Origin of the sequence: Pseudomonas sp. NPDC086278, from assembly GCF_050280905.1 — a bacterium.
Lineage (GTDB): Bacteria > Pseudomonadota > Gammaproteobacteria > Pseudomonadales > Pseudomonadaceae > Aquipseudomonas.
This window is the reverse complement of record NZ_JBNNWE010000179.1, coordinates 1-4582: the sequence shown is the minus strand read 5'-3', so window position 1 is coordinate 4582 and position 4582 is coordinate 1. Positions and strand designations below refer to the sequence as shown.

Below are 4582 nucleotides of genomic sequence, written 5' to 3'. Positions count from 1 at the left end.
TAGTGTGGGGTTTCCCCATGTGAGAGTAGGTCATCGTCAAGATTAAATTCCGAAACCCCTATCTGCGTATGCAGGTAGGGGTTTTGTTTTGCCCGCAGGAAATCGACCTGCGCGGTTTCTATGCAACGGCTCAGGGCATGGCTATCATGCGGGCCTGATTGTGAGGCGAGACTTGCATGCTGACGTTGTTAAAGCTTCTTAAGGACGGTCGATTTCATTCGGGTCAGGACCTGGGTGTCGCCTTGGGTGTCAGTCGCAGTGCCGTGTGGAAGCAGCTTCAACATCTAGAGGCTGAGTTAGGGGTGTCCATCCACAAGGTGCGCGGGCGCGGGTATCAACTGGCTGCGCCACTAGCGCTGCTCGATTCGGTCGATATAAAAGCGCAAACCTTGGCTTGTGAGTGGCCAATTCTGATCTTCGACTCAATTGACTCCACCAATACCGAGGCGTTGCGCTCTATCGAGCGTGGCTTGCCAGCGCCATTTCTGGTGCTGGCCGAGCGGCAGACTGCTGGGCGTGGGCGTCGTGGGCGTAAATGGGTGAGCCCTTTCGCGGAAAACATTTATTACAGCCTGGTGTTGCGCATTGATGGTGGGATGCGGCAGTTGGAGGGTTTGAGTCTCGTTGTTGGTCTTGCTGTGATGCACACTCTGCGGCGGTTGGGCGTTCCGGGTGCGGGTTTGAAATGGCCTAATGATGTCTTGGTGGGTCAAAAAAAGATCGCCGGTATTTTGCTCGAGTTGGTGGGAGATCCTGCTGACGTGTGCCACGTAGTGCTGGGTGTCGGGATCAACGTGAATATGCAAATGACTGATGAAGTTGATCAGCAGTGGACGTCAATGCGCCTGGAATCGGGTCGGCTATTTGACCGTAATCATTTGGTCGCTGAGCTGGGCATGGCGCTTCAGGCGTACCTGGCTCGACACCAGGATGTTGGTTTTTCTGCTATCCAGCCAGAGTGGGAGCAAAACCATCTATGGCAAGGTAAGGCGGTGTCGTTGATTGCTGGTGTAAACCAGATAGATGGTGAGGTGTTGGGAATAGACGGTCAGGGTGCATTGCGCTTAAAGGTGGGTGGCGTGGAAAAGATCTTTAGCGGTGGTGAGCTCAGTCTGAGGTTGCGTAATGATTCTTGAGCTCGACTGTGGAAACAGTTTTATTAAATGGCGAGTGCTTGCTGATTTGTGTCGAGTGCTAGGCGAAGGTGTCGTGGATTCAGACCTGGCGCTATTGCAGAGCTTGGGCGCCGTAGAGCGTCTTGCCCTGAGGCACTGTCGATTGGTCAGCGTTAGAACGACCGAAGAAACCAGCGCGTTAGTCTCTCTGTTGGCGACTACTTTTGGCGTATCTGCAATCTGCGCCTCTCCATCAACGGAGATGGCTGGGGTTCGTAATGGTTATGAGGAGTTCGAACGACTAGGTCTTGATCGCTGGCTTGCAATGCTTGGAGCGTTCCATCTCGCCTCGGGTGCGTGTCTTGTGCTCGACTTTGGCACCGCCGTTACGGCCGACTTCATCGCTGGCGACGGGGAGCACCTGGGCGGTTTTATTTGCCCCGGAATGCCGTTAATGCGAAACCAACTCCGTACCCACACTCGCAAGATTCGCTATGGGGATCTCGCCGCCGAGCGCGCGCTGGAAAGTCTGATCCCGGGTAGAACAACCGTCGAAGCAGTGGAGCGGGGGTGTTCGCTGATGCTCAGGGGGTTTGTCCTGACTCAGTTGGAGTTGGCGCGTAGCTACTGGGGGAAGGAATTCAAGGTTTTTATTACGGGTGGCGACGCGGGACTGGTTTCCGGGGTTGTGCCTGATGCCAGGGTGGTTCCAGACCTGGTTTTTGTAGGTTTGGCTATGGCGTGTCCCTTGTCCTGAGGTTTTTATGCGTTGGTTGTTTCTGCTGCTGCTTGTTTTGAATGTCTTCTATTACATCTGGCATCAACAAGAAGCCCCGCTGCGTGCGAAAGATGTAACACCTTTGAGTCTGTATCGAGGGTCGCAGCAGGACATTCGCTTATTAAGCGAGGCGCCAGATACTAGTCGGGATAGGACGAAGTCGATCCAGGCCGTTGATGAATGCCTCTATTTGGGGGGATTCACACGTCAAGAGGTGGCTGAAGCGGCTGAGCGCCGGTTGAGTGGTCTTGATGTCAAGTTTCAGTCCCTGCCGAAGGACTCTTCTGAGTCGGCCGGATTCTGGGTGCGTGTTGCGCCTGAGAGCCGGCGTTTGCTAGGTGACGCTCAACTGCAAAACCTTTCCAAAGAATTCAATGAGTTAAAACATAAAATAATGCCATGCGAGGGGGTTGCACCCGTCGAATAGTTTGCATAGAATGGCGCCCGCTTCGCAGTGAAGACCATTAGTGGTTAACAGTGCGGAGCGGCGTCAACGCAGCTAACCTCAGGTTTTTAATGAGAAAATGCTTGACAGAAGGCTGGCATGATATAGAATGCCGGCTCGCTTAGGAGGGGTTCCCGAGCGGCCAAAGGGATCAGACTGTAAATCTGACGTCTACGACTTCGAAGGTTCGAATCCTTCCCCCTCCACCATTTTTAGCGAGAGCTGCAAGCTCGCGGGTATAGTTTAGTGGTAGAACCTCAGCCTTCCAAGCTGATGATGCGGGTTCGATTCCCGCTACCCGCTCCAAGTTTGCAGGTCCTGCACAGTGTTTTGCTCTTGTAGCTCAGTTGGTAGAGCACACCCTTGGTAAGGGTGAGGTCAGCGGTTCAAATCCGCTCAAGAGCTCCATATAACAAGGCAAATATGAAAATATCTGCCTTTGTTTTAATGGCTGGTACTACTTGCTTAATTCTTCTGCTGGAGGTGATTTCGATGGCTAAGGAAAAGTTCGAACGTAACAAGCCTCACGTCAACGTTGGCACTATTGGTCACGTAGACCATGGTAAAACGACTTTGACTGCTGCTTTGACTCGCGTCTGCTCCGAAGTTTTCGGTTCGGCAAAAGTCGACTTCGACAAAATCGATAGCGCTCCAGAAGAAAAAGCTCGTGGTATCACCATTAATACAGCTCACGTTGAGTACGATTCGGCAGTGCGTCACTATGCGCACGTTGACTGCCCGGGTCACGCTGACTACGTGAAGAACATGATTACTGGTGCTGCTCAGATGGATGGCGCGATTCTGGTTTGCTCGGCCGCTGATGGTCCGATGCCGCAAACCCGTGAGCACATTCTGTTGTCCCGCCAGGTTGGTGTCCCATATATCGTTGTCTTCCTGAACAAGGCTGACATGGTTGATGATGCTGAGCTGCTGGAGCTGGTTGAGATGGAAGTGCGTGACTTGCTCAGCACTTACGATTTCCCGGGTGATGACACTCCGATCATCATTGGTTCGGCGCTGATGGCGTTGAATGGTCAAGACGATAACGAGATGGGCACCACTGCCGTCAAGAAGTTGGTCGAGACGCTGGATAGCTATATTCCGCAGCCTGAGCGTGCTATCGATAAGCCGTTCCTGATGCCGATCGAGGATGTGTTCTCGATCTCCGGTCGCGGTACTGTTGTGACTGGTCGTGTTGAGCGTGGCATTGTTCGCATTCAGGAAGAAGTTGAGATTGTTGGTCTTCGTGACACTGTCAAAACTACCTGTACTGGTGTTGAGATGTTTCGCAAGCTGCTCGACGAAGGTCGTGCTGGTGAGAACTGCGGCGTTTTGCTGCGTGGTACGAAGCGTGATGATGTTGAGCGTGGCCAGGTTCTGGTCAAGCCGGGCACTGTCAAGCCGCATACCAAGTTTACTGCCGAGGTTTATGTTCTGAGCAAGGAAGAGGGTGGTCGTCATACGCCATTCTTCAAGGGTTACCGTCCACAGTTCTACTTCCGTACAACTGACGTGACCGGTAACTGCGAGCTGCCAGAAGGTGTTGAGATGGTGATGCCAGGTGATAACGTTCAAATGACCGTTACTCTGATCAAAACCATCGCGATGGAAGATGGCTTGCGTTTCGCTATCCGTGAGGGCGGTCGTACCGTCGGCGCTGGTGTCGTGGCCAAAGTCATCGAGTAAGTTGTTGTAATGTCTTTTTCGGGCCGGCATAATGGTCGGCCTGATTTTGTTTTAGGTCAGTAGCTCAATTGGCAGAGCGACGGTCTCCAAAACCGTAGGTTGGGGGTTCGATTCCCTCCTGACCTGCCAGATTCACTTGGTGTGTCTGGCTTTCTTTTCACAGGATCTTCATAGATGACTCCTAAAGCTGAAGCTCAAGGCTCTCGCTTCGATCTGCTCAAGTGGCTAGTAGTAGTCGCTTTGGTGGTTGTTGGCGTTGTTGGCAATCAGTATTACTCTGCTTCGCCGATCCTGTACCGCGTACTTGCATTGCTCGCCATTGCTGCCGTAGCTGCCTTTGTAGGCCTGCAGACAGCCAAGGGCAAGTCTTTCTTTGTACTGGTTAAGGAAGCACGCACCGAGATTCGTAAAGTCGTATGGCCAACTCGCCAAGAAACCACGCAGACCACGTTGATCGTTGTGGCTGTTGTTCTGGTTATGGCGTTGCTGTTGTGGGGGCTTGCGCCCGGCTTATGTCGCCGGCCACAGCCTGGGCGAATACAGCGCCTTGGTCGCGGC

5 protein-coding genes and 4 tRNA genes are annotated in these 4582 nt (G+C 53.0%); all 9 read left to right on the top strand.

Features of this window, described 5'->3' with window-relative positions; all coding sequences use genetic code 11:
* The first annotated feature begins 176 nt into the window (after nt 1–176).
* On the top strand, nt 177–1136 hold the full coding sequence (birA, locus tag ACQKP4_RS28450) for a bifunctional biotin--[acetyl-CoA-carboxylase] ligase/biotin operon repressor BirA (protein WP_427637364.1): 960 nt from the start codon (nt 177–179) through the stop codon (nt 1134–1136).
* Nucleotides 1126–1872: a pantothenate kinase gene (locus tag ACQKP4_RS28445; RefSeq protein ID WP_427637363.1), complete on the top strand. Its 747-nt coding sequence runs from the start codon at nt 1126–1128 to the stop codon at nt 1870–1872. The genes birA and ACQKP4_RS28445 overlap by 11 nt, the downstream gene beginning before the upstream one ends.
* Nucleotides 1873–1879: 7 nt before the next feature.
* Nucleotides 1880–2320: a hypothetical protein gene (locus tag ACQKP4_RS28440; protein WP_427637362.1), complete on the top strand. Its 441-nt coding sequence runs from the start codon at nt 1880–1882 to the stop codon at nt 2318–2320.
* Between the two features lie 142 nt (nt 2321–2462).
* Nucleotides 2463–2547 (top strand) — tRNA-Tyr (locus ACQKP4_RS28435).
* Between the two features lie 23 nt (nt 2548–2570).
* A tRNA-Gly gene (locus ACQKP4_RS28430) sits at nt 2571–2644 on the top strand.
* Between the two features lie 26 nt (nt 2645–2670).
* Nucleotides 2671–2746, top strand: a tRNA-Thr gene (locus tag ACQKP4_RS28425).
* Between the two features lie 84 nt (nt 2747–2830).
* Nucleotides 2831–4024 carry an elongation factor Tu gene (tuf, locus tag ACQKP4_RS28420; protein ID WP_007896619.1) on the top strand — a complete coding sequence of 398 codons (1194 nt, stop codon included), beginning with the start codon at nt 2831–2833 and terminating at the stop codon, nt 4022–4024.
* Nucleotides 4025–4077: 53 nt separating this feature from the next.
* Nucleotides 4078–4153, top strand: a tRNA-Trp gene (locus ACQKP4_RS28415).
* Between the two features lie 45 nt (nt 4154–4198).
* Nucleotides 4199–4582: preprotein translocase subunit SecE (gene secE / locus ACQKP4_RS28410; protein WP_427637360.1), on the top strand; the 384-nt coding region annotated here is incomplete at its 3' end.